Origin of the sequence: uncultured Faecalibaculum sp. (assembly GCF_910588395.1) — a bacterium.
GTDB lineage: Bacteria > Bacillota_I > Bacilli_A > Erysipelotrichales > Erysipelotrichaceae > Faecalibaculum.
In genome coordinates, this window is the sequence record NZ_CAJUPA010000001.1 from 27,732 (window position 1) to 52,956 (window position 25,225).

23 protein-coding genes and 1 other annotated feature are annotated in these 25,225 nt (G+C 54.4%); of the genes, 7 read left to right on the plus strand and 16 right to left on the minus strand.

Translation table 11 applies throughout. The features are described 5' to 3' along the window. Window positions 1-57 precede the first annotated feature (57 nt). Entirely contained in the window at window positions 58-1,329 is a 1,272-nt protein-coding gene (locus QZ305_RS00120) for a glucose-6-phosphate isomerase (protein WP_294729434.1), read from the minus strand. A gap of 147 nt (window positions 1,330-1,476) precedes the next feature. Here QZ305_RS00120 and QZ305_RS00125 point away from each other — a divergent pair, with 147 nt between their 5' ends. Both QZ305_RS00125 and QZ305_RS00130 read left to right on the plus strand, forming a co-directional pair. Continuing rightward, window positions 1,477-1,941, plus strand: a complete 465-nt coding sequence (locus QZ305_RS00125) for a divergent PAP2 family protein (protein WP_294729437.1) — start codon at window positions 1,477-1,479, stop codon at window positions 1,939-1,941. Between the two features lie 74 nt (window positions 1,942-2,015). After that, entirely contained in the window at window positions 2,016-2,396 is a 381-nt protein-coding gene (locus QZ305_RS00130) for a NifU family protein (protein ID WP_294729438.1), read from the plus strand. Window positions 2,397-2,857: 461 nt separating this feature from the next. Here QZ305_RS00130 and QZ305_RS00135 read toward each other — a convergent pair whose 3' ends face one another. Beyond that, a complete protein-coding gene (locus tag QZ305_RS00135; protein ID WP_294729439.1) occupies window positions 2,858-3,601 on the minus strand; it encodes an esterase family protein in 744 nt (247 codons plus the stop codon). Window positions 3,602-3,704: 103 nt separating this feature from the next. Between QZ305_RS00135 and typA the strand changes: the two genes are divergently transcribed. Continuing rightward, window positions 3,705-5,543 (plus strand): translational GTPase TypA, encoded by a 1,839-nt coding sequence (typA, locus tag QZ305_RS00140; RefSeq protein ID WP_294729441.1) that lies wholly within the window; start codon window positions 3,705-3,707, stop codon window positions 5,541-5,543. 234 nt (window positions 5,544-5,777) lie between these two features. Here the strand turns inward: typA and QZ305_RS00145 are convergent, their stop codons facing one another. From QZ305_RS00145 to QZ305_RS00165, 5 genes are all read right to left on the minus strand, one after another. Beyond that, complete coding sequence (locus tag QZ305_RS00145) at window positions 5,778-6,017, minus strand: hypothetical protein (protein WP_294729442.1); 240 nt, start codon at window positions 6,015-6,017, stop codon at window positions 5,778-5,780. Next, window positions 5,998-6,453, minus strand: a complete 456-nt coding sequence (locus QZ305_RS00150) for a MarR family winged helix-turn-helix transcriptional regulator (RefSeq protein WP_367268813.1) — start codon at window positions 6,451-6,453, stop codon at window positions 5,998-6,000. The genes QZ305_RS00145 and QZ305_RS00150 overlap by 20 nt, the downstream gene beginning before the upstream one ends. Before the next feature lie 111 nt (window positions 6,454-6,564). After that, window positions 6,565-9,177: a valine--tRNA ligase gene (locus tag QZ305_RS00155; protein ID WP_294729443.1), complete on the minus strand. Its 2,613-nt coding sequence runs from the start codon at window positions 9,175-9,177 to the stop codon at window positions 6,565-6,567. Window positions 9,178-9,237: 60 nt separating this feature from the next. After that, window positions 9,238-9,454, minus strand: a binding site (T-box leader). 397 nt (window positions 9,455-9,851) lie between these two features. Continuing rightward, window positions 9,852-10,451, minus strand: a complete 600-nt coding sequence (locus QZ305_RS00160) for an HAD-IA family hydrolase (protein WP_294729445.1) — start codon at window positions 10,449-10,451, stop codon at window positions 9,852-9,854. Beyond that, window positions 10,448-10,642, minus strand: a complete 195-nt coding sequence (locus tag QZ305_RS00165; protein WP_294729447.1) for a hypothetical protein — start codon at window positions 10,640-10,642, stop codon at window positions 10,448-10,450. Before QZ305_RS00165 ends, QZ305_RS00160 begins: the two co-directional genes overlap by 4 nt. 128 nt (window positions 10,643-10,770) lie before the next feature. Between QZ305_RS00165 and QZ305_RS00170 the strand changes: the two genes are divergently transcribed. The 3 genes from QZ305_RS00170 to QZ305_RS00180 all read left to right on the plus strand — a co-directional run bounded on the left by QZ305_RS00170 (window position 10,771) and on the right by QZ305_RS00180 (window position 12,300). After that, window positions 10,771-11,085 carry a cupin domain-containing protein gene (locus tag QZ305_RS00170; RefSeq protein WP_294729448.1) on the plus strand — a complete coding sequence of 105 codons (315 nt, stop codon included), beginning with the start codon at window positions 10,771-10,773 and terminating at the stop codon, window positions 11,083-11,085. Window positions 11,086-11,306: 221 nt separating this feature from the next. Next, entirely contained in the window at window positions 11,307-11,633 is a 327-nt protein-coding gene (locus tag QZ305_RS00175; protein ID WP_294729450.1) for a PadR family transcriptional regulator, read from the plus strand. Next, window positions 11,620-12,300 (plus strand): DUF2812 domain-containing protein, encoded by a 681-nt coding sequence (locus QZ305_RS00180; protein WP_294729451.1) that lies wholly within the window; start codon window positions 11,620-11,622, stop codon window positions 12,298-12,300. Before QZ305_RS00175 ends, QZ305_RS00180 begins: the two co-directional genes overlap by 14 nt. 340 nt (window positions 12,301-12,640) lie before the next feature. Here QZ305_RS00180 and ptsP read toward each other — a convergent pair whose 3' ends face one another. The 7 genes from ptsP to QZ305_RS00215 all read right to left on the minus strand — a co-directional run bounded on the left by ptsP (window position 12,641) and on the right by QZ305_RS00215 (window position 21,027). Next, entirely contained in the window at window positions 12,641-14,344 is a 1,704-nt protein-coding gene (gene ptsP, locus QZ305_RS00185) for a phosphoenolpyruvate--protein phosphotransferase (protein WP_294729452.1), read from the minus strand. Between the two features lie 245 nt (window positions 14,345-14,589). Further along, window positions 14,590-15,216: an ECF transporter S component gene (locus tag QZ305_RS00190; RefSeq protein ID WP_294729454.1), complete on the minus strand. Its 627-nt coding sequence runs from the start codon at window positions 15,214-15,216 to the stop codon at window positions 14,590-14,592. A gap of 164 nt (window positions 15,217-15,380) precedes the next feature. Continuing rightward, complete coding sequence (locus QZ305_RS00195; RefSeq protein ID WP_294729455.1) at window positions 15,381-16,058, minus strand: GNAT family N-acetyltransferase; 678 nt, start codon at window positions 16,056-16,058, stop codon at window positions 15,381-15,383. Between the two features lie 40 nt (window positions 16,059-16,098). Next, window positions 16,099-16,950 carry a DUF6977 family protein gene (locus QZ305_RS00200; protein ID WP_294729456.1) on the minus strand — a complete coding sequence of 284 codons (852 nt, stop codon included), beginning with the start codon at window positions 16,948-16,950 and terminating at the stop codon, window positions 16,099-16,101. 179 nt (window positions 16,951-17,129) lie between these two features. Then, window positions 17,130-19,193, minus strand: a complete 2,064-nt coding sequence (gene fusA / locus QZ305_RS00205; protein ID WP_294729457.1) for an elongation factor G — start codon at window positions 19,191-19,193, stop codon at window positions 17,130-17,132. A 22-nt stretch (window positions 19,194-19,215) separates the two neighbouring features. Continuing rightward, window positions 19,216-19,887: an ankyrin repeat domain-containing protein gene (locus tag QZ305_RS00210; RefSeq protein ID WP_294729458.1), complete on the minus strand. Its 672-nt coding sequence runs from the start codon at window positions 19,885-19,887 to the stop codon at window positions 19,216-19,218. A gap of 414 nt (window positions 19,888-20,301) precedes the next feature. Then, complete coding sequence (locus QZ305_RS00215; protein ID WP_294729459.1) at window positions 20,302-21,027, minus strand: SDR family NAD(P)-dependent oxidoreductase; 726 nt, start codon at window positions 21,025-21,027, stop codon at window positions 20,302-20,304. A 206-nt stretch (window positions 21,028-21,233) separates the two neighbouring features. On the opposite strand from QZ305_RS00215, the gene QZ305_RS00220 reads away from it, so the two are divergent. Further along, window positions 21,234-22,028 (plus strand): HAD family hydrolase, encoded by a 795-nt coding sequence (locus tag QZ305_RS00220; RefSeq protein ID WP_294729461.1) that lies wholly within the window; start codon window positions 21,234-21,236, stop codon window positions 22,026-22,028. A gap of 140 nt (window positions 22,029-22,168) precedes the next feature. Here QZ305_RS00220 and gpmA read toward each other — a convergent pair whose 3' ends face one another. Both gpmA and rnr read right to left on the minus strand, forming a co-directional pair. Continuing rightward, window positions 22,169-22,915: a 2,3-diphosphoglycerate-dependent phosphoglycerate mutase gene (gene gpmA / locus QZ305_RS00225; protein WP_294729463.1), complete on the minus strand. Its 747-nt coding sequence runs from the start codon at window positions 22,913-22,915 to the stop codon at window positions 22,169-22,171. Between the two features lie 240 nt (window positions 22,916-23,155). Then, the gene (gene rnr, locus QZ305_RS00230; RefSeq protein ID WP_294729464.1) at window positions 23,156-25,210 is read right to left on the minus strand and encodes a ribonuclease R; all 2,055 of its coding nucleotides are present in this window, start codon (window positions 25,208-25,210) and stop codon (window positions 23,156-23,158) included. Window positions 25,211-25,225: the final 15 nt, after the last annotated feature.

Sequence of the window (25,225 nt, forward strand, 5' to 3'; positions counted from 1 at the left end):
CGCATCAGCCTTCGGATTATCAAAAAAACCGCCGGAAACCGGCGGTATGCATGTGGATTACTCTTTGCCCAGCAGTCTGAACATGTTTTTCTTGTAGACTTCCACACCAGGCTGGTTGAAGGGGTTGGAGCCGTTCAGTAGCGTGGTCATGGCAATGGCCTTGAAGAAGAACATGCACATGTTGCCAAAGTCGTAGGCAGACATGGAAGGCATGGTGATGATGATGTTGGGAACACCACCGGTTTCTTCGTGAGCCATCAGTGTGCCTTTGGCAGCCATCTTGTTGGCCCAGTCCACGGACTTGCCGGCCAGATAGTTCATCTTGTCGGCATTCTTGTCGTCTCCGGGGAACGTGAGATCGATCATCGGCTGCTCCACATACAGGTTGGTCTCGAACAGAACCTTCTTGCCGTCCTGCACGAACTGTCCCAGAGAATGCAGATCGGTGGAATAGTTGACAGAATCCGGGAGAATGCCCAGTCCGTCCTTGCCTTCGGATTCACCGAACAGCTGTTTCCACCATTCGGAGACCATGGCCATCTGCGGTTCATAGTTCACGAACAGTTCCACATCATAGCCCTGGTGCTGCAGAATGCGGCGGGCAACAGCATAGCGGTATGCCGGGTTCTTGTCCAGATCCGCATCACCGTATTCGCCCATGCCGTCGTGAAGCCCCTGCATCAGCGCATCAATGTCAATGCCGGCTGCAGCAATGGGCAGCAGTCCGACGGGTGTAATGACGGAGAAACGGCCGCCGATGTCATCGGGAATGACAAATGTCTCGTAGCCTTCTTCATCCGCCATAGGTTTCAGAGCACCTCTTGCCTTGTCGGTGGTGGCGTAAATGCGGCTGGCAGCCTGATCGCCATACTTGTCTTCCATGAACTGTTTCAGGATCCGGAAAGCCAGGGCCGTCTCTGTGGTGGTGCCGGATTTGGAGATGACGTTGACAGACACTTCCTTGTCCTTCAGATACTCCATCACCTGCGCAATGTAGGAGCTGGAGAATGTGTTGCCCATGTAGATCACTTCGATCTGTTTTTCAGGATACAGACCGTTGATCATTTCAATGGCTGCACGGGCCCCCAGATAGGAACCGCCAATACCGCAGACAACGAGCACATCCGATTCTTTCTGAATTTTGGCGGCAGCTGTCTTGATGCGGGCAAATTCTTCTTTGTCGTAATCGTCAGCCCAGGTCATCCAGCCGGTGAAATCGTTGCCTTTGCAGGTCTTGTTGCGCAGGGATTCGTCGAGTCTGGCGACTTCTTCCCGGTAATCGTGAAAGTCTTCCTTCAGGAATGCATGGCTGAGATCTAATGTAAGCATGTCAGTTTTCTCCCTTCTGCCATCTGAAAAATTATATGCCATATTCCGCACTTCGTCCATTGCCTTAGCATTCGTGAAGCAGGCCCACAGCCCTGTCAGAGAGGAATCAGACCGGTTTGTGATAAGCTGAATGCAAGAGGTGATTTCATGATCCCGAATTCCCTGTTTCCGCTGGTCTGTGCGCTTCTGGCCAATGTGACAGCGCAGGTGGCGAAACTGTTTACGTATTATTACCGCACCGGTGAATGGAACCTCCGGTGGGTGCTCATGAGCGGCGGATTTCCCAGCTCGCATTCCTCCACGGTAACGGCTCTGTCCATGACCGTGGGGATGGAAGAAGGATTTTCTTCCACATTATTTGCTGTGACGGCTGTGTTTTCTGCTATCGTAATGTACGATGCCTGCCACGTGCGGTATTACAGCGGCAAAAACATCGAACTGACACAGCAGCTGATCAAGGATCTGCGGGACATGACCGGCCTCACCTTCAGCGATCCGATTTACCAGGAAAAGCTGAAAACCATTCTTGGTCACAAAGTGGTGGAGGTGATTGGCGGCTTTGTTCTGGGACTGCTGATTCCCCTGCTGCTGTCACCGCTGTTCCTCATCTGACAGGCTCAGAAGAACCCGCCCGCACAGGAGGCGGATTCTGCACAGCTGCATGATATGCAATCGGAGGCATTGATATGGATATGGATACACACGAAACTGATATGAATTCAGAAAAAGAAACACTGGAAAAAGACCCGGCTGCCGTCCGCCAGGAAGAACAGCTGGCTGCACAGGCAGGTCTGAATCCCGAAGCAGCCCCTTCCGCCAGCGACCCGCTTTCCACAGAAGCCCTGGAAGAAAAGGTGGAAGAAGTACTGGAAAAAATCCGGCCTTACATTCAGCATGACGGCGGTGACATCGAACTGCTGGGTGTGGATGAAAACAGCATCGTGTATGTGAGCTTCATCGGCGCCTGCGCCGGATGTGCCATGGCCGGAGATGATTTCTCCGGCGGGGTCAAGCTCCTGCTGCTGGATGAGATTCCGGAAATCAAGGACGTTGTCCTGATTGGCTGATCTGCTCTCCTGCGCGCCGCGGCGCGCTTTTTTTCTGCGCACTGCCGGCAGAAGAGAAAAAACGGTTCTGCCGGAGAAGGAAGAATCGTCTGTCTGTGCAGCTGAAAATGGCATCCGGTTTCCCCGCCGGATGCCCTGAACTTTCGCTTGTACTTGGATGTCGGGAAAGCCGTAGCTTTCTGCAGCAGAAGCTGTATCAGCCGGGGATGCTGCTGCCGGGAATTCGGATCCGCTGGGAGACTGCAGGGCAGTCAGTCAGATGAATACGCTCCCATGATCCGCTGATCTGCTCAGGGTTGCAGTCCCATACCTCTCATATATCATTCCCTTTCTGTCCGTTTCCATTCCATTATATCGGAAAAAAGCGACAAAACAGGAAAAATCTCAGTGTGAAATCGTGTGATTTGAGTAAATGAAAGCCTCTTCAGACTGCAGAAGAGGCTTTGCGTTTCCATTTCCTGTCAGACCATCCGGGGAAGGTATTCCTGCAGCTGGCGTTCCCAGCTGGGCCAGTCATGGGGTGTGTCAAATCCCCAGAAGTAGGTGTCGATTCCGATTCCCTTGCGCCAGAACAGATCTGCCAGTTTCCGGGTGTCTTCCAGACACTCATTCTCCCAGGCTCCCTGACCAATGACGATCCGGGCATCCGAAGCATTGTACCGGGTGATGCAACCATTGTCCGGCGCCAGTTCCTCCAGATAGGCCAGAGGATTGTTAATGTGAAACTCATGGGTATAGTTGCCGTCATATATATACCGACTCATGTCATACAGTCCGGACAGAGCCAGCAGCCGGCTGAACCGGTGAGGATACCGGCAGAACAGATTCACCGCATGATATGCACCCATACTGGCGCCCATCACCATCATCTGTTCATCCTGCGGTTTGCCGGCTTTCCAGAGCGCGGAAGGAATGAGTTCATCCATCACATACCGGTTCCAGGCTTCCAGCCGGTGCATTCTCGGCTCGGTGGGACCATAGCTGCTCCAGGTCTCGGCATCCACCGAATCCACGGTTACAAACTGGATCCGTCCGGCGTCCACCAGTCCGGAAACGAGGTCAAACATCTTTCTGTCTTCCCATTCGAAAAAACGTCCGTCCTGACAGGGAATCACCAGACACAGCACCCCGGCATGACCGTACATCTTGAACTCCATGTCCCGGTCAAGATTCGCGCTGTACTCCTTGAAATATCTCACTTGCATGCAAATTCTCCTGACTTCTCAAGGTTTGATTATAGCCAGATTTGTACTTTACCGCAAGAATGCATATAATAGGACCGGATTTATTCAAGAAAGCGAGCAAGCAATGGCAGAATATGAAAAGATACTGAATATTGCCGTCATCGCTCATGTTGACGCCGGCAAAAGCACCCTGGTGGATGCCTTCCTCCGTCAGAGCGATGTGTTCAGGTCCAACGAGGAAGTCGTGGACTGTGTCATGGATTCCAACGACCTGGAACGGGAACGGGGAATCACCATCTATTCCAAGAACTGCTCCGTCATTCACGACGGTGTGAAGATCAATATCGTGGATACCCCGGGTCACGCGGATTTCTCCAGCGAGGTGGAACGCATCATCCGTACAGTGGATACTGTCATTCTGCTGGTGGATGCCAGTGAAGGCCCGATGCCCCAGACCCGGTTTGTGCTGAGCAAGGCACTGGAAACCGGTCTGAAGCCGATTCTTCTCATCAACAAGATCGACAAGAAAGACCAGCGGGCGGAAGAAGTCGTGGATGAAGTCTACGATCTGTTTCTCGACCTCAACGCAACAGATGAACAGCTGGACTTCCCCATTCTGTACGGTGTGGCCAAGGAAGGCCGGGTGCAGTATGATCTGGAGACACCTTCCGACAACATCGATCCGCTGTTCAAGACCATTCTGAAACACTGCGAAGTGTATCCCGATCTCAACGAGGAACCTGTCCGGATGCAGGTTTCTGCCCTGGCCTATGATGAATACATCGGCCGGCTGGGCATTGGACGGATTTATCAGGGGACACTGAAAGCCGGCGGCAAATATGTGCGTACCAATGCAGATGGGACACTGAAAAACGAGACGCTGTCCAATCTCTTTGTGTACAAAGGGCTGTCCCGGACACCGGTTCAGGAAGCGCATTCCGGCGATATTGTGGTGATTGCCGGAATGCCGGATATTTCCATCGGCGATACGATCTGCCCGGTGGATGATCCGGAACCCATGGATTCGATTCCCATCGAGGAACCGACGCTGTCCATGAACTTTCATGTAAATACGTCTCCTTTCGCAGGCAAAAGCGGCAAATATGTGACATCCCGGAATATCCGTGAACGGCTGGCCAAGGAACTGGAGGTCAACGTCGGTCTCAAGGTGGAGGAAACAGATTCTCCGGATACCTTCAAAGTGTCCGGCCGCGGTGAACTGCATATTTCCATTCTGATCGAGAACATGCGCCGGGAAGGGTATGAACTGGCGGTGTCCAAGCCGGAGGTCATCCTGCATGTGGATGAGCAAGGCCGCAAGGTGGAGCCTGTGGAAGAAGTTGTGTGCATTGCCCCGGCTGAATATCAGGGCACGATCATCAACAAGCTGAATCTGCGCAAGGGGATCATGGTCGATATGGAAGAAGAAAACGACTACGTCCGGATCACCTACACGGCGCCCACCCGGGGGCTTCTGGGTTTCAGAACGGAGTTCATCAACGATACCCATGGCGAAGGAACTCTGGTCCGGCGGCTCTGCGGCTATGAACCTTACAAAGGAGAAATCGCACAGCGGATGCAGGGTGCGATGATTTCCACAGAGACCGGAGCTGCCATGACCTATGCCCTGTGGAATCTTCAGGAGCGCGGATCGCTGTTCATCGGTCCCCAGACCGAGGTCTACACGGGTATGATCATCGGCGAGTCCGCCAAGAACATCGACCTGGATGTCAACCCGCTGAAGAACAAGAAACTGACCGCGATCCGTTCCAGCGGACGTGATGAAGCGATGCTTCTGACCCCACCCCAGGTATTCTCGCTGGAGGAAGCACTGGAATGGATCAACGATGATGAACTGGTGGAAGTGACACCGGATGCGATCCGGATCCGGAAAAAGGGACTGACACCGCAGGAACGGCGTCAGCTGTACCGGGAAAAGATGTCTGCAAAAGAGCAGGCCTGATTCTGCCGGAAGAGAATGTCTTCCTGTCATTCGAAGATATACAGCCAGAAAGCCGGGGCCGGGATTGGGTCCTGGCTTTTTCTGGTGCTCAATGGTGATGAAACCACCAGCAGACTGCCGATGAAATGGCCTGCAGGCAGGGCTGCTTCCATCCAGCGGATGCTGACTGCATGAAAAAACTGCAGCTGGCCCGGTTGTCGGGAGCTGCAGTTTTTTCATGAGGATACAGGGACTTCACCTGTCCCAGATCACATAGACATAGTCTGATTTCTGCTGAATGGCTTCCAGGACATCCTGCACTTCCCTGCTCAGGCAGCCGCGGCCACCGGCTTCGAAAATGACAGGTTCCCGGATCTTCAGCATCTGATGCTCGAACTCCTGTGCATTTTCACAGACAGGAATGCCGAACAGAGAAGCCAGCGCAATCCAGGGATTGCCGCTGGACAGAGATGGATTATTCCGCAGCCGCTTCATTGGCCCGGGCGGAATCCCATTCCAGCGTCCGGGTCAGGATCCGTTCCAGGGCTTCGCTGTCTTCAGGACCAAGATAGTCCAGGAGAGCGGCGGTTCTGGTGTTCAGATCCTCCATCTTGTCTTCGATCTTCTTCAGAAGCGTGGGGTGGATCTGAACGAAGTTTGCCCGGCGGTCCTCAGTGGAACGGACACGCTGTGCGATTTCCTGCATCTCATAGGAGTTGATGAGCTGGCTGGTGGCAGCCGGGGAGACTTCCATGAACTGTGTCAGATCGGACATCCGGACAGAGTGTTCAGGGTTTGCTGTCCAGATATACTCCAGAACCTGAAAATCTTTCTGTCGCAGAGGCGGCAGATCCCGCATTTCGTTCTTGAGTTCCTTCCTGAACAGATCCAAAAGTCTGCCCATCTGATTTAATACATTTTTTGAATCCATAACACACCTGCTTTCAATAAAATGTTAATTAACTGGGAATGATATGTCAATTGCTTTTCGCCAAAAAAGCGCATACAAATACATTTTTCCTGGCGATTTCGGGCGATTTATTTACTTTTTTGATTGAATTTTGTCAATATCGTTAAGTTGTTTATTTACTAACGCAAATTCAGTTTGATATTTAACAAGCTTCTCCTTTTCGGCTTCCACTTTGCTGGCCGGGGCTTTTCCGGTGAATCCGGGATTCGACAGCATTTTCTCCCCCCGGAGGATTTCCTTCTGCAGCCGGGTCAGTTCTTTTTCCAGACGGGCTTTTTCCTCTTCCACATTCACCAGATCGGACAGGGCTGCCGACAGCACAGAGGTTCCCAGGGTCCGGCTGACGCTTTCCCCTTCCGGCTTGCGGTCTGCAAGCTGTGCGTGGCACAGTCCTTCCAGGGCAGTGGCGGCTTTTTGGGAGAGAGTCACCGGTTCTCCGGTTTCATCGGTGACTGTGATCACAATGGGCGCCGAAGGCTTCATGCGGTATTCACTCTTCAGTTCCCGGACTGCCTGGACGATCTGAATGACCAGATCCATTTCCTTCTCCAGCTGCGGATCGGAAACAAAGTCGAAGGGTTCAGGCCACTGAGCCACATTGATGGAGCCTTCCGTGGACGGCAGGGCTTCCCAGATCGTGTCTGTGACAAAGGGCATGTAGGGGCTCAGCAGGAGCAGGGATTTTTTCAGCACTTCCAGAAGAACCGCACTGGTGTTCCGGGATTTGTCGGTCTTGGACAGTTCGATATACCAGGAACAGAAATCATTCCACACAAAATCCTGCACCGCATTGCCTGCAATGCCGAATTCGAAGCTGTCCATGTTCTTTTCCACTTCCGCCAGAACCCGGTTGAAACGGTCCATGATCCACTGGTCGGAGGCAGACAGACTGGCGGGATCAATTGCATACTCCGTTTCCGGTTCCAGCTGCATCAGAACATACCGGGAAGCATTCCAGATCTTGTTGATGAAGTTCCAGGCTGCATCCACCTTGGTTTCGTCATACCGGAGATCCATCCCCGGTGCGCTGTTGGTGGTCAGGAAGAACCGCAGGGCATCCGCGCCTTTTTCCGCGATCACATCCATGGGATCCACGCCGTTGCCCAGGGACTTGGACATTTTTCTGCCCTGTTTGTCCCGGATGAGTCCGTGAATCAGCACGTCCCGGAAGGGCCGGTTGTCTGTGCAGTACCGGGCCTGGAACGCCATTCTGGCCACCCAGAAGAAAATGATGTCATACCCGGTGACCAGGGTATCTGTGGGATAGTAGCGCGCCAGATCGGCTGTCATATCCGGCCAGCCAAAGGTGCTGAAGGGCCAGAGAGCGCTGGAGAACCAGGTGTCCAGAACGTCTTCATCCTGCTTCCAGTCACTGCCTTCCGGGGCAGAAGTGCCCACATACAGCTCTCCGGTTTTTTCATTGGTCCATGCAGGGATCCGGTGTCCCCACCACAGCTGACGGGAAATGCACCAGTCCTCGATGTTCTCCAGCCACTGTGTGAAGGTATGCTCGAACCGTTCGGGCACAAAGCTGATTTTCTGATCCGGAATCTGCTGGTTTTTCAGAACCGCCTGAGCCAGAGGCTTCATCTTCACGAACCACTGTTTGGACAGATAGGGTTCCACGATGACACCGGTGCGTTCGGAGTGTCCCACCTGATGCAGGTGCTCATCGATGTGATCCACCACACCGGCTGCCTCAAAGTCCCGGACAAGTTCTTTCCGGCATTCAAACCGGTCCATGCCGGCATACTTGCCGCACATTTCATTCATGGTTCCATCGTCGTTCATGCAGATGGGCATATCCAGACCGTATTTTTTGGCCAGTGCAAAGTCGTTGGGATCATGCGCGGGGGTGCACTTCATGACCGCCGTACCGAAGGACATGTCAATGTAGTCATCTGCCATGATCGGCAGTGCCTGTCCATTGGCGGGATTGATTGCATGCAGCCCCACGATGTCCTTGTACCGCTCATCATCCGGGTGCACAAAGATGGCCTGGTCCGCAAACATGGTTTCCGGTCTGGTGGTGGCAATCACCAGTTCCTGCCCGGTTTCCTGCACCTTGTACCGGAAATAGTACATATGGCCCATGATCTCCTTGTGTTCCACTTCAATGTTGGACAGGGCTGTTCTGGCTTCCGGATCCCAGTTGATGATCCGCTCTCCCTGATAGATCAGACCGTCATTGTACAGGTCCACGAATACTTTGTTGACTGCCTGAGAGAGCCCGTAGTCCATGGTGAAGCGTTCCCGGGAGTAATCCAGGGACAAGCCCAGTTTGGCCCACTGTTTGCGGATGGTACCGGCATATTCTTCCTTCCACTCCCAGGCACGGTCCAGAAACTTCTCCCGGCCGATGTCGTACCGGGAAATTCCCTCTTCCTTCAGACGGGCGTCCACCTTCGCCTGAGTGGCAATGCCTGCGTGATCCATGCCCGGCACCCAGCAGACATCATAGCCCCGCATGCGTTTGTACCGGCAGAGAATGTCCTGCAGCGTCGTATCCCAGGCATGGCCCAGATGGAGCTTGCCTGTGACATTGGGCGGGGGGATCACCAGCGAATATGGTTTTTTCGACGTATCTCCCGCTGTGAAATAGCCCTCCTCTTTCCAGTTGTCATACCGGTCTGCTTCCGTGATGATGCTGGCATATTTTGGTGCCAGGCGATGTTCAAGTCCCATGTTGATTCCTCCTGTATCCTGTTCGATCATCCGGCTTGAGGCAAAGAAAAAAGCGCTGCATGACAGGACGCAGCGCGTGGTACCACCTGAGTTCATCCGGAAACCTGGAAGGACTCCGGATCTTGAAGGCCTTAACGCGGCCGACGGACCAACCTACTGATGATTTCGGAAAGTCTGCTCCCGGACTACCTTCCCGCGCTGTTCCTGCTTTCTTTCACCGGACGAAAGCTCTCTTCAAGGGACAGGATGCGGTACTCCTTCCGTTCTTTGCCATTGACGATAAAGTGATAGTAACACTGAACTTTGGAAGCGGTCAATTGAAAAATACGATCTCCTGTCTCAGCCTGCCTTCCTGTCTGCCGGTGACGGGAAGAAAGGCTGGGATAAGGTGCATCCGGGACATCTCTTCGTATTCTCTCCTGCCGTGATTTCAGACTGAATGAAAATGCCATCAGGCTCTTTACGATTAAAAAGCTGGTACTTTTTCGGTACTTTCCTGTTATCTCTCTGCATTAAAGCATGTTTAAGCAACTATCTCCTTTATATAAAGCACTTGCATAAAAAAATGCCAGCTCCAAATGGAACTGGCTGGGTCTTGGCCGGACTTGTGGTCCAGCCGGGTGTCCTTTTAAGGAAAGGGACTGAACCATCAGCAGGTTTCCCTGTCGACAAGGTTATCTTACTCTTTCCTTTTCGGTACCGGCAGTGATTTGCTCAAGAAGTGCCGGCAGCTGTGACATGTCCCTCAGCTGATGGCTTTCCATCCCGAGTCTGGCTGCTGCCTCCACATTCTCTTTCCGGTCATCAATGAACACGCAATCCTCCGGTTTCAGATCAAAGGTTTCCATCAGCTGCAGATAAATCGCCGGATCCGGCTTGATGAGCCGCTCACGCCAGCTGCAGATGGCACCGTCGAAGGCATCGAACAGACCTCTGGCTTTCAGACTCTCTTCACAGTCCTGCGGAATGTTGGACAGGATATACCGGCTGTCTGCATACCGTTTCGCAGCCTCCAGGCTGGCATCGCAGATGACAACGGAATCAGTCCATTCCCGCATCATGGATGCCAGCGGCCGGGCATAATCCGGAAAGACTGTGCACAGCGCCTGTATCATATCCTCCGTGGAAACCAGTCCCTGATCATACCGGTTCCAGAGATCAGGAAACAGGAACGCTTCAACTGCGTCGGCAATATCCGGTACATACCGGCGGATGAAGGCGGAGCCGTTGAAAGATGCCAGTACATTGCCGATGTCAAACACAAAATGCCTCATTCCCGGTTGGCCTCCTTCAGATAGGTCAGGATCCGTTCATGGAGATCCATATCCGTCACTTCTCTTCCCTGCTGCCGGAACTGCATCTGTCCGGTCCTGGCATTGAGCCAGATTTCCACCGGAGATTCTTCAAAGGTGATGCAGCCGGTTTTGCGGAAGGGATCTCTGGTTTTTCTGTCTTTTCGCTTCATGACTTCATCATACTACATCCTGGTTCCTGACAGCCGCCTCATTCCGGGGATTCGTTCCAGCTGTCCGGTCAAAGCCCTGTATACGGAATGCGCACCTTTCTACAATGGAACCACCAGGAGGTATGAATATGTTTAATACAATTGCAGCCGGGACTGAATTCAGTCTCAGAGAACAGGTAAAATATGAAAAGGACAAGGCAGTCAAACAGCCTTTCATCGATCAGAACGGTGTAAAAATGTTGCTGGTGGCCATTGACCACGCCGAACTTCCCGATCATCCCGCACCGGCGGATGCGCTGTTCATTGTCATGGAGGGAGATGGCGAGCTGACCTATGAAGGAAAAACCGTGAAGGTCAAACACGGAACATCCGTGAAATTTGCCAAAGGCGCCATTCATTCCGTAAAAGCCGACAAACTGAAATTCATGCTGCTGTTTGCATAGACAGCCGCAGACAGGATCCTGCTTCTGGCGGGATCTTTTTTTTGCCGCAGTCAGCTTTTGTTCTGCCGGTGGAAGCTCGCATCAGGGAGCGTCCACTGCATGCGTGCAGAAATCATGATGCAGCCTGTTCCCTCCTGTCACGATATATCATTGCGCGATACATCCGATGGTGATATAGTGTGTTCAGTAATATATCGGAACACGATATAACGGAGGGAGATATGTATGAAAAAGAACTGCCGCTGACAGAATCCATGTTCTTCATTCTGCTGGCATTGCGGCACCCCAACCACGGATACGGCGTCACGCAGGAAGTGGAGGCTTTGACCGGTGGCAGAGTTGTTCTGGGCGCCGGCACACTGTACGGAGCACTGAAAACCATGCAGAAAAAAGACTGGATCAGGCTGCTGGATACAGCCCGGGATCCCCGGGGGAAAAAAGAATATCAGATCACGGAAACAGGACGGAACCTGCTGGAAGCGGAAACCGCCCGGATGAAAGAAGCAGTGCAGACTGCGGAAAGGGTTATGCATCATGAAGAAATATAGGCTGCTCTGGGACAAAACCGAAGAAATGAACTGGCTTAACGACCTGGCAAAGCAGGGGTGGAATCTCACCAGTTTCGGACTTGGACTCTATTCCTTTGAACGATGTCAGCCTGGAGAATACGTGTATGAAGCGGATCTGAAAGACAAAGGCATCCGGATCTCCAGGGCATACAGGGAGATTCTGGAGAGTCAGAACATCGAAATCATCCCCACAGTGGGTTACTGGTTCCTGGTCCGGCGCAAAGCGGCACTGGGGCCCCTGGAGCTCTACAGCGACACCCCCAGCCGGATCAGTCAGTACAGACGAATCCGGCGGATGTTCGGGGCTGTGGCTGCACTGGAGCTGCTGTTTTCGGCCTTCGTTCTCTGTATCGCCATACACGCCGGCAGTGGATGGATGGTGCTGGAGGCATCTGTTCTGGCACTCCTGGGCATTGTGCTCCTGAATGCCTTCTGTCAGACAGACCGCAAGATCAGGTCGCTGGAAGACGCACCGCAGTCTGCGGATCCCGTCCGGAAGCTGCTGGCAGCAGGTGGTGTGCTTCTGGGCTGCAGCGTTCTCCTTCGCCCTGCCCTGCCCGCTTGCCTCCTGTGGTCCATGGCCTTTCTCGGCATGATTCTCGGCGGATTCGGTCTGTATGTCACCTGGAAACGGAAAACAGTCTGAACCCGGTGCCTGGAGGGAGGAAAACCAAATGATTCACGAATTTCTGAGTGCTTCCTGCCCCTGGATCCTGCTGGCACTGTTTGTCGCTGTCAGCTGTTCTCTCATGTCCCGCAGACATCGTTAGCCTTTGCTGTGTTCAGCAACTCACATGGACACAGCCCGATGCCGCAAATCCGGTCCGTGTTTCACCTGTTCTGCAGCCGCTCATCACGAAAACCCCCGGCAGCCTGAGACAGGCTCCGGGGGTTTCATGTCTGTATATCAGCTGATGATCAGCAGGCTGCAGGCAATCCCCTGCACGCTGCTGTCATCTGAGTTTTCACTGATCCGGTCAGGGGTGTTATGCCTTGACCTCGGACTGAACATAGTCCAGCACTTCCTGGGCGGAATCCATGTTCAGGCACTTGTCTGCCAGTTTCTGCATATCGGCATAGGACAGACCCGTTACCACCTTGCGGGCTTTCAGGATCTGTGTGGCGGACATGGAGAATTCATCCAGACCCAGTCCCAGTAGAATGGGAACCGCATAGGGCTCGCCGGCCATGGCACCGCACATGCCAACCCATTTGCCGTTCTTGTGCGCGCCCTTGATCGTCATGCTGACCAGACGCAGGATGGACGGGTTGTAGGGCTGATACAGATAGGAGACATTCTCGCTCATGCGGTCAGCAGCCATGGAGTACTGAATCAGGTCGTTGGTGCCAATGGAGAAGAAATCCGCATACTTGGAGAATTCATCCGCCAGAACCGCAGCGGCAGGAATTTCCACCATCATGCCCACCTGGATGTCATCCGCAACGGCAACGCCTTCTGCCAGCAGTTCGGCTTTCACATCCTCGAAGATGCCCTTTGCCTGACGGAATTCGTCAATGGTGGCGATCATCGGGAACATGATGCACAGCTTGCCGTATACGGAAGCACGGCACAGAGCACGCAGCTGTGTCCGGAAAATGTCCTGTTCCTTCAGGCACAGCCGGATGGCCCGGTAGCCCAGGAAGGGGTTCATTTCTTCCGGGAATGTATAGTAGGACAGCTTCTTGTCGCCGCCGATATCCAGTGTGCGGACAACCACCTTGCGGCCGCCCATGCCTTCCAGTACAGCCTTGTAGGCTTCAAACTGCTCTTCTTCCGTGGGGAAGTGATCGTTGTCCATGTACAGGAATTCCGTCCGGAACAGACCGACGCCTTCACCGCCGTTTTTCAGAACGCCTTCCACGTCCTTGAAACCGCCGATGTTGCCCGCCAGTTCCACTTCGTGACCGTCGGTGGTGATGGACTTCGCGTTCACCATCATCTTCAGGGCTTCCTTTTCTTCCGCAAAAGCAGCCGCCTTTGCTTCCAGCATCTTCACGGTCTCTTCATCCGGGTTCACATAGACAAAGCCGTCCAGAGCATCCAGACCGATCACGTCACCGGTCTTCACATTCTCCAGAATGCCTTTGGTTCCCACAACAGCCGGAATCTCCAGGGAGTTGGCCATGATGGCAGAGTGACTGGTTTTGCCGCCAATGGCTGTGGCAAAGCCCTTGACAAATTCATTCAGCTGGGCTGTATCGGAAGGAGTCAGGTCATGAGCCACGATGATGGACGGTTCGTCAATGGCTGTCAGATCGGGGATCTGCAGACCCAGCAGGTTGCACTTCAGACGGAACGTCACGTCCTTGATGTCTGCAGCCCGTTCGCGGAAATAATCGTTGTCCATGGCTTCAAACATCGCAACCATCTGCGAAGCCACAGTGTCCGCCGCATATTCTGCGTTGACTTTGTCGTTTTCGATCATCGCCTTGATCTGAGAAGCGAATTCGGGGTCTTCCGCCATCATCAGGTGCGCGTCGAATACAGCCAGCTCTTCCTCGGACAGCCGTTTGGCAGCCCGTTCCTTGACACCCTGGATATCCTTGACGGTTTTGGCCAGAGCATCGTCGAACTTCTTCAGTTCAACGGCGGGGTCGCCTTCTTTTTTCTCGATGACAACTTCGGGCTGTTCCAGCTTGTAGGCCTTCGCGACATTCACGCCGGCACTAGCAGCAATTCCTTTGAGCATGTTTTCTCCTCCTGTTCGAAAAAGCGGATTCTGTACCGCTTTCAATCCATTAAATTTTAGCACCCTTTCCGCCACCGCTCAATCCTGCATTGCCGCAGAATCCGCTGCCCGCAGCCGCTTTTTACTGGAACCGCTTTCCTGTCACGAACTGAATCTTCAACAAAAAGAAAGCCCGTGACAGGCTTTCATTCCAGAATATCGCACATCATTCCAGACCGGCACCGGTCCGGTTCCGTCATCCGGTCTCAGGCTCTGGCGGTCCGGGCAGCCGGCAGGCGGATGGCCTTGACCAGAGCCGCCATGGCCACTGCCGCCACCGCGGTCTCCGGCAGCGAATTGGTCAGAACCGTTGTGGCAAACAGACCCATCAGCAGGTTTTTTGCCGACCCCAGCACCGCTGCGTACGGTTCTCCGAAGAACACCCAGATGCCCCCCAGTACCAGCGCCGTGTGCAGCAGCGTAGCCATACCGGCAGCGATTCCCGCAGCCAGTGAACTGTTCATGCCTTTTTTGCGGAACACATCGTACAGTGCCCCGGGAACATACCCGATCAGGACTCTGGGTACCAGTGCAATCAGCAGGCTGGACCAGTTGCCGCTGATCCCGCCAATGGTTACAAACGGCGAGAACACAAAGCTTGTGATACCCGGCGCCATCGTTGCCTTGATCATGGAGCACAGACCGAAGACCAGGCCCAGCGCCATGCCTTCTTTCACCCCCAGCAGAATCGAAGCAGCAATCACGGGAACGTGCATCAGCGTGATGGCCAGAGGTCCGATCTGCAGAAAACCGAAAGGCGTGCAGAACAGCATGATCTCAATGGCAAGAAACAATGCGAAAAGCGTCATTCGTCTGGTGTTTTGATTTTTCATGATTCCTCCTACTTTCGCTCCTTTACAGAATGCGATGTATCAAATAAAAACGCCGATACAGCATCAGCCCTGACTGTCCGAAGATCAGCCGGTACTGCATCCGCGCCATTATAAACCCGTTATTCAGCATCTGCAAACAGAAGATGACGATCAAGCCGCCGGCATCACTGCTCATCCAGTTCCATCCAGGCAATGTATCCCGGACAGACATCCATCCCCGCCCGCCGCTGCAGACCCAGTGCAGCCCGGTCACCGGCAGATACATGTCCATAGGGAATCAGTCCCTGAGCCAGGATCCGGGCAATCAGCGCCTGTTCCAGCTGGCTGCCCCAGCCGTGCTTCCTGCAGTCCGCAAACACATACAGAAATTCCACGCTGCCCCGGCAGCCGCTGGCACCATAGCCGATGCATCTGCCCCGCAGATACCCGGTGTACAGCCGCCCGGTTTCCATCATCCTCAGCAGCTCTTCCTCTGGCAGCCCCGACTCCTCCAGCAGGATCTGAACATCCGACAGTGTTGCCGGCATCAGCTCTATTTCCGTCTCCGGACAGCACTCCCGGCTCCAGACCACCTGCAGGGCACAGTCTGTCATGCGCCATCCAGGCGACCGGCACAGAGACCGCCAGCAGCTCTCCTGAAACACCATCACTTTCATTTCAGGACAGTGATGCCGCTTCAGCCAGCAGCGGGCCAGCCAGGGATCCGCCACATCCAGCATGTAGGTTCCCGCATCCAGATCCTTCAGAAACAGACCACCCTCGCTTTCCTCCAGAATCCGGCAGTGTCCCTGATTCATCGCCGCAAACAGCGGCGCCTGCAGTCCGCAGGGAGACAGTTTCATAATCCTGCCCTCCTGTGCCGCCGATCCACCCTTGCAGCCGCTAAATCCGCGTGCATTTGCTCTCCACAATATCCCGCCGCAGCGTTCTGGGACCGGATACCCGGAACAGGATCGTATACTCCCGGGCCGTCCGTTTCATCACCTGCCCCTGCCCGATCGCCGGATGCAGCAGCCAGTCTCCCACACTGAACACCGTTTTCGGACCAGCCGGACGGGTGCTGAAATTCTTCTTCGGTGTCAGCTTCACTTCATCCAGCGGCGACACCAGAAACAGCCTGCTGAACTCCTCAAAGGACATATTCCGCTTCAGCTTCGAATCCCGCAGCAGTGAAGCCGTGATTGCGCAGGCTCTGGCCTGACAGTTGCCGTCGCTGCCCGCAAATTCGATATCCGTGAACGCATCCGTCTCCAGCAGTGTCTTCTGCAGGTTGTTCTCCAGCACCGCCATGGCATAGATCCAGGTATAGAACAGGAAATCCGGACTAGCGGGATACAGCTCGCCCTCCAGAGAATACGCCTCTGTCTTCCCCTGCACACGGGAATCCTGCTTCGCCGACAAAGGATCGGTCCCCAGCAGGTCATAGTACGGACCGCCTTCCGCCATGACCCGGCTGCCCTGAATGATGTTCTCCACCGGAAACTCCTTCTTCAGACCCGGAAGCAGCTTCGTCAGATGAAACGGCGACAGTTGCCTGCCTGTCTCCTCGTCGCTTTTCGTGGAAACCTCCAGCACCCGCGTATCCGGGTGATCCGCCAGCCAGGCATCATGCAGCGCCTTGACATTTTTCTTTTTCTGCAGCACAGCCTGACCGGGATGAAATTCAAATTCCACAGGAACCTTCCGGTAAAACGGTTTGTGTTCGCTGGGAACAAATACTGTTCTTGTCGTCATGCCTCCATTGTACCCGTCCCGCACTTTACACCAGCGCCTTATGCCTTCTGGTGCCGATGCCAGGCGCCTGCAGGCACGATCCGGGTATGGCCTGCAGCGCCTGGAAGCCGGGGCATGGATCGGCAGACGTGAAAAAGGCACCTGCCGAATGGTGGCGGACAGGTGCCTGTAAGTCAGATTCAGGCTGCTTCGATGATGCGCTTCGAGAGGTTTTCCGGAACAGGATCATAGCGGTCCATGGACAGGCTGTACTTGCCAAGTCCCTGGGTCATGCTGCGCAGATCCACGGAATACTTCGCCAGTTCCGCCATGGGCACCTGGGCTTCGATGATCTGCAGATCGTCTTCCGGGGTCATGGACAGAATCGCGCCGCGGCGTTTGTTCAGGTCACCGAGAACCGTGCCGGTGTACTCATCCGGGACAGTGACGGTGACGTTCATGATGGGTTCCAGCAGAATGGGGGCACATTTGCTCATGGCGTCTTTGTAGGCCAGACGGGCGGCCATCTTGAATGCCATTTCCGAGGAATCCACGTCGTGGTACTTGCCGTCCAGCAGCGTGGTTTTCACGTTGACCATCTTGTATTTCGCCAGGGGGCCCTCCTGCACGCATTCCCGCAGGCCGGTTTCCACAGCCGGGAAATACTGACGGGGTACAGCTCCGCCGAAGACTTTTTCCGCGAATTCCATCTCTTCCTGGTCTTCGTTGGGCGTGAACTCCACAAATACGTGCCCGAACTGACCATGACCTCCGGACTGCTTCTTGTGCCGTCCTTCGCCAACAGCGGATTTGGTGATGGTTTCCCGGTAGGTGATTTTCGGGTTCTGGAGCGTGACGCCGGTTTTGAACTTGGACTGGAGTTTGTTGACAATGACTTCCAGATGCTGGTCACCGATGCCGTAGATCACAGTTTCCCTGGTTTCCGGGTTCACGGCAACTTTGAAGGTCGGATCTTCTTCCTGGATCCGGGCCAGGGCACCGGAGAGCTTGTCCTCGTCGTTTTTCGTTTTTGCATTGACAGCCTGGCCATAGAGCGGTTCCTCAAAGACAATGGGATCGGCCATGAGCAGTTTGCCTTTGGCGCAGAGGGTGTCATTGGTACGGGTTTCCTGCAGTTTGGTCACTGCGCCGATATCACCGGTGAAGAGCTTGCCCGCAGCGGTCTGGTGCTTGCCTTTGATGGTGTAGATTGTGCTGATCTTCTCCGGTTTGCCGTTATTGGCGTTGACCATGGTGGAGTCCGAGCTCAGCGTGCCGGAGAGCACTTTGATGTAGGAAATCCGGCCGACGAAGGGATCCACGATGGTTTTGAACACCTGGGCTGTGGGAACTTCTTCCTCGGTGGTCAGCAGGTCCACCTTGACACCGTTGGGTGTGGTGGCTGTGAAAATGCCCTTTTCGGAATATGTGGGGAAATAGGTGGCGATCAGATCCATGAGGCGGCCAATGCCCCGGGATTCGATGGCAGCACCGGAGAATACCGGGATGATTTCACCGGAGCGGACACCGATACGCACACCTCTGGTGAGTTCCGCGTCCGTGAAGGGTTCCCCGGAGAAGAATTTTTCCATGAGTTCATCGTCGCCCATGGCCACGGCTTCCGCAATCTGATCTTTGTACATCGCGATTTCATCCGCCATTTCTTCCGGAACGGGCTGGGCGACGGAATCGCTGGCTTTGGATCCATGGTGATACCAGGCTTTGTTGCGCAGGATGTTTACAGTGCCCACATAGACTCCGTTTTCAATGATGGGAACTTCAAAGGGGATGACGGATTTGCCGAAGGCTTCGTGCAGCCGTGTGTAGGCATCTTCGAAACTGGTGTGCTCTTCATCCAGCTTGTTGATGAAGAAAATCGCCGGTTTCTTCGCCTGCTGCGCTTCCTTGAAGGCAATCCTGGTTCCGGGCTGGAGCGGATCCTTGGCGTCCACCACGATCAGCACGGAATCGCCCACCGCCATGCCGGCCTGCTTTTCACCGGTGAAATCCAGATACCCGGGTGTGTCGATGAAATTGATCTTGCTGTCGTCCCATTCAATGGGGACGATGGAGGTGTATACCGACAGTCCCCGGCGGATTTCCTCAGCGTCAAAGTCGATCAGGCTGGATCCGTCGCTGGTGTGACCGAAACGGTCGGTGGCGTCAGTATAGTAGAGCATGGCTTCCAGAACCGATGTTTTACCGGCTCCCGAGTGTCCGGCAACTGTGACGTTGCGCACTTCGCTGCTTTTGTAGTCTCTCATTCCTTTTCTCCTGTCTTCTTCATTATTTGAGGATGGGTTCCAGCTGGGCGCGGCAGTGTTCACGCACATAATCCAGCGCCACGTTGCCCTGCTTGTCTTCCATGTCCTTGTCGGCACCGAAAGCCAGGAGTTTTTCCACCAGAGAAGGATAGCCGCCGTAGGCTGCGCGCATCAGCGCGGTGCATCCGTTGTTGTCAAAGAGATTCACATCCGCATTTCGCTCCAGCAGCAGGGCAATGGTGTCCCGCTTGAAGGCAATGCAGGCTTCCATCAGCGCGGTGCGGCCTGCTTCGTCCTGTGCATTGATGTCGGCGCCGGCGTCCAGCAGAACTTCCACACACCGGTCCTGACCCAGCAGGGCTGCACGCATCAGCGCGGTACGGCCGTTGTCATCTTTGGCATTCACATCGGCTCCTGCGTCCAGCAGCGCCTTGCAGATGGTTTTGTTGCCTTTTTTCGCCGCAGCCATCAGCGCGGTCTTGCCTTTGTTGTCCGTTGCATTGACTTCGGCACCGTTGTCCAGCAGCACCTGCACCACGTCTTTCCTGTCACGTTTGGCAGAACGCATCAGTGCTGTGCGGCCTTCGCCGTTTGCGTAGTTGACATCGGCTCCGGTGCGGATCTGGCTGCATACCATCGGGAAATCACCGTTGGCTGCGGCATCCCAGAAAACTTTGTTGAAATTCTGATCCATATTCTTGTCCTCCCTGTTTGCTGGATTCACTGTCAGTAAGAAAAACTGAGATGTCTGGACACCTCAGTTCAAAGAACCGTCGGAAGACGGCGGTCATCGGTTTTTGTTTCACAAACGAGAATGCTTTTCTGCATGTTCACCGCCCCCTTCCTGAGCTGGTTCCATCATAGCCGCCGTAAGGGCTTTCATCAAATCAAGGGCGAAGTTGGACAGATTGGCTGCCAAAATGGACACTGTCACACCGGTGCATAAGCTGTTATCCGGATTTTTGTAAGCGGATACGGTCATTTTTCATGACTTTTTCATTCGGATTCATCAGAAATCCGGGCATTCATCTGAAAAAAAGCAGGATTCCGGAGAATCTCTGCTTTCTGGCTGATGTGCTGCTGTCCGGTTTTGCAGGCTCTGACCGGCCTAGACCTGCGTGGCACCGTCCACAGGCAGAATGGCCCCGGTGATGTATCCGGCGTCTTCGGATGCCAGAAACAGGAACGCTCTGGCGATATCCGCCGGCTCTCCCACCCGCTTCAGCGGAATGCCCTGGGAGATCCGGGTCACCATTTCCTCCGGGAGCGCTCTGACCATATCTGTGGCGGTGACACCCGGCGCGACGGCGTTGACCCGGATGTTGTATGGTCCCAGTTCCCGGGCCAGGGACCTGGTCATTCCGTTGATGGCCCACTTGGATGTGGGATAGGCGACTCCGGCGGGCTGTCCGTAGGTGCCGACCATGGAACTGGTGTTCAGGATGACGCCATGGCCCTGATCCTTCATGATCGCAGCCGCAGCCTGGGAGCAGACATAGGGAGCGGTGACGTTGAGCCGCATGATTTTTTCGAACCGGTCCAGATCATACTCCAGAAATGGCTGCCGGTCCGAAATGCCGGCGTTGTTGATCAGAACATCCAGCGAGCCGGTTTCAGCCCGGATTTCATCAAAATCTGCCCGGATGGCTGCTTCGTCTGTCAGACTCGTCCACTTTCCCCGGACATCGAATCCCTGCAGCTGCTCCAGCGCCTTGTCCACGGTTTCTTTCCGGGATCCGTAAAACACGACATGATAGCCGTTTTCCGCAAACAGGCGAACGGTCTCCAGCCCGATGCCTCTGGTGCCGCCTGTAATGACTGCTGTTTTGGACATAATCAGATTGTCCTCCTTTTTAATCGCTTACATAATAACAGGTTCAGGTTTTCCAGAAAACCTTGCCCTGCCGTGAATTTGGTTTCGGAAAGGAAAACACAGGTTTTTTTCGTTTTTTCCAAAGACGGTCCTTTTTTCCGGTTTTCCCTCTCAATTGATATGTCATTTTTTCAGCGACACTCTATAATCAATGCGGTGATGCAAAGATGAACATTCAGAAAGAAACGGGACAGCCGGTGAGAATCGCTTTTTTTGACATTGACGGAACCCTGATCCCCTTCCGCCAGACTGCACTGAGTCCCCGGCAGGAAGCGGCGCTTCGGGCGCTGCAGGAGCAGGGCATCCTGGTGGTGGCAGCTTCAGGCCGTCCTCCGTATATCATTCCGGATTTCGGGTTCGATGCCAGAATCGGCTTCAACGGCGCCCTGGCCGTGAACAGAGACGGAACTGTCATCCATGAATCCGCAATCCAGCCGGATCTGCTGCAGCGGTGCTGTGAATTTCTGCAGAAACACGGTGTCGGCATGATCCTGGCCGGTGAAGCGGATATGGGCGCAGACTGGGTGGATCCCCGGCTGCAGGAATACCTGAGTCTTGCCAGTCAGAAGGTGACGGCCGATCCGGACTTTGCCAGCCGGCTGAAGAAACCCTGTCTGCAGGTCATTGCCGCTGTTCCCGAAGACCTGCGCCCTGCCCTGCTGCAGGAGATCCCGGAACTGGCTGTCTTTGGCTGGAATCCGCTTGGCGTGGATATTACTGCCTGGAATGTATCCAAGGGGGAAGCCCTGAAGGCGGTCTGCGCCTGGTATGGCATACCCGTGGAACAGTCCATTGCCTTCGGCGATGCCATGAATGACAAGGAACTGCTGGAAGATGCAGGGATTGCCGTAGCCATGGGCAATGCCCAGGAAGGATTGAAGGAACTGGCTGACACTGTCACGGATCCGGTGGAGGAAGACGGGGTCTGGACAGAACTGGTACGCCGGGATCTGGCTGGCTGATCCGGCATCCGGTTTCGGATTCTCCTGCTCTTTGGACTGGTGGAATGCAATACGAAGAAAAGGACGGCTGCCTTCTGTCTGTCAAACCACAGACAGTCCGGCTGCCGCCCTTTTTGCATGTTTTCCGCAGAATCTCCGGCTTATTTCGCCTTGCCCTGATCTCTGACTGCCTGTTCCCTGGCTTTGATGGCTTCCTGATCACCCAGGTAATAATGCCCGACCGGATTCATATCCTCGTCCAGCTCATAGACCAGGGGAACACCGGTGGGGATATCCAGACTGGAAATTTCTTCATCGCTGATGCTGTCCAGAAACTTCACCAGTGCCCGCAGCGAATTGCCGTGCGCTGCGATCAGGACATGTTTCCCGGCTTTGATTTCCGGTACGATTTCCTCTTCAAAGTACGGAACCACTCTGGCCACTGTATCCTTCAGCGATTCTCCCAGAGGCAGTTCATTGGCCGGCACATCGCTGTACAGAGGATCCCGAGCCGGATTCCGGTCGTCTTCCGGTTTCAGCAGCGGCGGGCGCACATCCCAGCTCCGGCGCCAGATGTGCACCTGCTCATCGCCGTACCTGGCGGCGGTTTCCGTTTTGTTCAGCCCCTGCAGAGCCCCATAATGCCGCTCATTGAGCTTCCAGTCCTTCACCACCGGAATCTGTTCTTCTCCCAGCTCCTTCAGGACATGATCCAGCGTGTGATTGGCCCGTTTCAGGACGGACGTCCAGGCCTTGTCAAAGGAATAGCCTTCCTCTTTCAGGATCCGGCCGGCCTGTGCAGCCTCCTGGCGTCCTTTGTCGCTGAGTTCCACATCAGTCCAGCCGGTAAAGCGGTTTTCTCTGTTCCATTCAGATTCGCCATGGCGGATCAGTACGAGTTTGTTCATGAAGGGTACCTCCCTGTTTCTGTTCAAACCAGTGTCTGCAAAAATGCCTTCACCGGTTAGCTTAGTCTAACTATAAATGAATGATACCGCAGATCTTCCATCCCCGTCAACCTGGACGCTGTTCCTGCCCGGTGCTGCAGGCCGGGTCTGAGGTTTGGTGGCTGCTGCACAAAAACGGCGGACTCTCAGGGATATCCGCCGTTTTGCTGCCACAGCTGTCAGAAAGCTGCAGTCTGTCTGTTATTCCAGTCCGAAGGTGATCTTGCCGCGGGGAACGTCCACATCCGTGCAGACCACATTCACCTTCTGTCCCATATGGAATTTCCGGTGATTGTTTTCTCCTTCCAGCGTCATGGTGCCATCATCGTACCGGTAGAAATCATCTGTCAGAGAATGACAGGGTACAAGACCTTCCACAGTGTTATCCAGCTCCACAAAGAAGCCGAAATTGGCTACGCCGACCACGGTTCCCTGATAGTGCTGCCCGATTTTCTTCTCCATGAACCGGGCGGCTTCATAATCATTGACTAGCCGCTCCATGGTAATGGCCTCCCGCTCCTTCGTGGAAATGTGTTCTGCTTCTTTCTGAATCTTCCGGCGTTCCGAAGCGATTTTGCTGCGGTCGGCATTCTTGTCGAAGAAGTATTTCCGGAGCATTCGGTGGACCACCAGGTCACTGTACCGGCGGATGGGGCTGGTGAAGTGGGTATAGTCTTCCAGCGCCAGACCGAAATGGCCGATGTCTTCGGAATCGTATCTGGCTTTCTGCATGGAGCGCAGGGCAATCATGCTGAGAACATCCCGGTTTGTTTCGTCTTCAATGTTGTCCAGGAATTTCTGAATGTCTTTGGCATTGACATCATCCGGATAAAAATCCGCGGGTACATTCAGGGCTTTGGCCATGTTCAGCACTGTGACGATCTTTTCCGGATCCGGTGTTTCATGCACCCGGAAAATGCCCGGAATCTTCTTTTCGTCCAGGAACTTCGCCACAGCCACATTCGCCATGATCATGGCTTCTTCGATCATCTGCTCGGAAAATCCCCGCTCAGCCACATAAATGTTCACAGGACGGCCTTTGTCATCCAGCTCAATCGTCGGTTCCTTGGTGGAGAAACTGATGTAGCCCCGGTCCTTGCTGCGGGCCTGCAGCTTGTGCGTCAGTTCCTCGAAGTTCTGCAGCATTTCCCTGACATCCTTGTATTCTTCCTGGACCGAAGGATCCCCCGCCAGCAGCTTGTTCACATTGCTGTAGGTGCATCGCTTGTCGGAGTGGATTACGGATTCCACCACATCGGTATCCACCAGATTGCCATCCTTGTCCAGATCCATCACAGCCGTCAGTGTCAGCCGGTCCACATCCGGGTTCAGACTGCAGATGCCGTTGGAGAGCTCAAAGGGCAGCATGGGAACCACCCGGTCCACCACATACACGGAGTTGCCGCGCAGCAGCGCTTCCTTGTCCAGAGGCGAATCCTCGCCGACATAGTGGGATACATCGGCAATGTGCACATACAGCCGGTAGCCTTTGTCCGTTTTCTCCAGGGAAATGGCATCGTCAAAGTCCTTGGAGTGATCTCCGTCAATGGTGACAGTCAGAAGATCCCGGAAATCCGTCCGTCCTTCCAGCTCTTTGTCACTGACCACGGAAGGCACCTGACTGGTCTGCGTGATCACTTCCTCCGGAAACTCCATCCGGACGTTGTTCTCATACAGCATCGCTTCGATGTCCACGCCTTTCTGGCTGGCAGGACCCAGGAGCCGGATGATTTTCACTCCCAGAGGCCGGCTGTAGTCCACCACTCTGACAACAGCTTTGGTGTTGCTGGCCAGGGAGAAATCCCGGGCGTTGGTCAGCCGGAATGTCGTGTGCAGATCCACATCGCTGCGGAACCGCCAGCCATCCCGGGTCTTCATGATCACGCCGGTGATGTTTTCGATTCCCCGCTTGAAGATGTGTATGATGCGGTTGCCCCCGGGAGCCTTGCGCACCAGAACTTCGTCCCGGTCGAAGGCATCCATGCCGTTGGACTTGCGGACGTAGACTTTCTGGTCTCCGTTGACCACGATGAATTCAAACTTGGAGATGTCCTTGACCCGGCCGACGAAATAATCCTCGCCGATCCAGCGCCAGAGATCGCCGTCTTTCCAGACCAGCCGGTCCTCTTGCATCTGTTCCAGAGTGTCCTTCAGGTCCTCTCTTTGTTCCTCGTTTTCTATGTGCAGCTGCTGCTCCAGTGAAGACAGCGTACGTTCTGGTGATTCCTTAAACAGGAGGATCAGCCGATCTTTCATGGGTACTCCTTTCAA

Excerpts from the sequence above, each read along its gene's own strand:
- QZ305_RS00145 (WP_294729442.1), bottom strand. The coding sequence starts at position 6,017 with ATGAAGCGGCTGCGGAATAATCCATCTCTGTCCAGCGGCAATCCCTGG.
- QZ305_RS00150 (WP_367268813.1), bottom strand. The coding sequence starts at position 6,453 with ATGGATTCAAAAAATGTATTAAATCAGATGGGCAGACTTTTGGATCTG.
- QZ305_RS00170 (WP_294729448.1), top strand. The coding sequence starts at position 10,771 with ATGTTTAATACAATTGCAGCCGGGACTGAATTCAGTCTCAGAGAACAG.
- QZ305_RS00125 (WP_294729437.1), top strand. The coding sequence starts at position 1,477 with ATGATCCCGAATTCCCTGTTTCCGCTGGTCTGTGCGCTTCTGGCCAAT.
- rnr (WP_294729464.1), bottom strand. The coding sequence starts at position 25,210 with ATGAAAGATCGGCTGATCCTCCTGTTTAAGGAATCACCAGAACGTACG.
- QZ305_RS00190 (WP_294729454.1), bottom strand. The coding sequence starts at position 15,216 with ATGAAAAATCAAAACACCAGACGAATGACGCTTTTCGCATTGTTTCTT.
- fusA (WP_294729457.1), bottom strand. The coding sequence starts at position 19,193 with ATGAGAGACTACAAAAGCAGCGAAGTGCGCAACGTCACAGTTGCCGGA.
- QZ305_RS00160 (WP_294729445.1), bottom strand. The coding sequence starts at position 10,451 with ATGAGGCATTTTGTGTTTGACATCGGCAATGTACTGGCATCTTTCAAC.
- QZ305_RS00200 (WP_294729456.1), bottom strand. The coding sequence starts at position 16,950 with ATGACGACAAGAACAGTATTTGTTCCCAGCGAACACAAACCGTTTTAC.
- QZ305_RS00220 (WP_294729461.1), top strand. The coding sequence starts at position 21,234 with ATGAACATTCAGAAAGAAACGGGACAGCCGGTGAGAATCGCTTTTTTT.
- gpmA (WP_294729463.1), bottom strand. The coding sequence starts at position 22,915 with ATGAACAAACTCGTACTGATCCGCCATGGCGAATCTGAATGGAACAGA.
- QZ305_RS00130 (WP_294729438.1), top strand. The coding sequence starts at position 2,016 with ATGGATATGGATACACACGAAACTGATATGAATTCAGAAAAAGAAACA.
- typA (WP_294729441.1), top strand. The coding sequence starts at position 3,705 with ATGGCAGAATATGAAAAGATACTGAATATTGCCGTCATCGCTCATGTT.
- ptsP (WP_294729452.1), bottom strand. The coding sequence starts at position 14,344 with ATGCTCAAAGGAATTGCTGCTAGTGCCGGCGTGAATGTCGCGAAGGCC.
- QZ305_RS00180 (WP_294729451.1), top strand. The coding sequence starts at position 11,620 with ATGAAGAAATATAGGCTGCTCTGGGACAAAACCGAAGAAATGAACTGG.
- QZ305_RS00215 (WP_294729459.1), bottom strand. The coding sequence starts at position 21,027 with ATGTCCAAAACAGCAGTCATTACAGGCGGCACCAGAGGCATCGGGCTG.
- QZ305_RS00165 (WP_294729447.1), bottom strand. The coding sequence starts at position 10,642 with ATGAAGCGAAAAGACAGAAAAACCAGAGATCCCTTCCGCAAAACCGGC.
- QZ305_RS00210 (WP_294729458.1), bottom strand. The coding sequence starts at position 19,887 with ATGGATCAGAATTTCAACAAAGTTTTCTGGGATGCCGCAGCCAACGGT.
- QZ305_RS00195 (WP_294729455.1), bottom strand. The coding sequence starts at position 16,058 with ATGAAACTGTCTCCCTGCGGACTGCAGGCGCCGCTGTTTGCGGCGATG.
- QZ305_RS00135 (WP_294729439.1), bottom strand. The coding sequence starts at position 3,601 with ATGCAAGTGAGATATTTCAAGGAGTACAGCGCGAATCTTGACCGGGAC.
- QZ305_RS00120 (WP_294729434.1), bottom strand. The coding sequence starts at position 1,329 with ATGCTTACATTAGATCTCAGCCATGCATTCCTGAAGGAAGACTTTCAC.
- QZ305_RS00155 (WP_294729443.1), bottom strand. The coding sequence starts at position 9,177 with ATGGGACTTGAACATCGCCTGGCACCAAAATATGCCAGCATCATCACG.
- QZ305_RS00175 (WP_294729450.1), top strand. The coding sequence starts at position 11,307 with ATGTATGAAAAAGAACTGCCGCTGACAGAATCCATGTTCTTCATTCTG.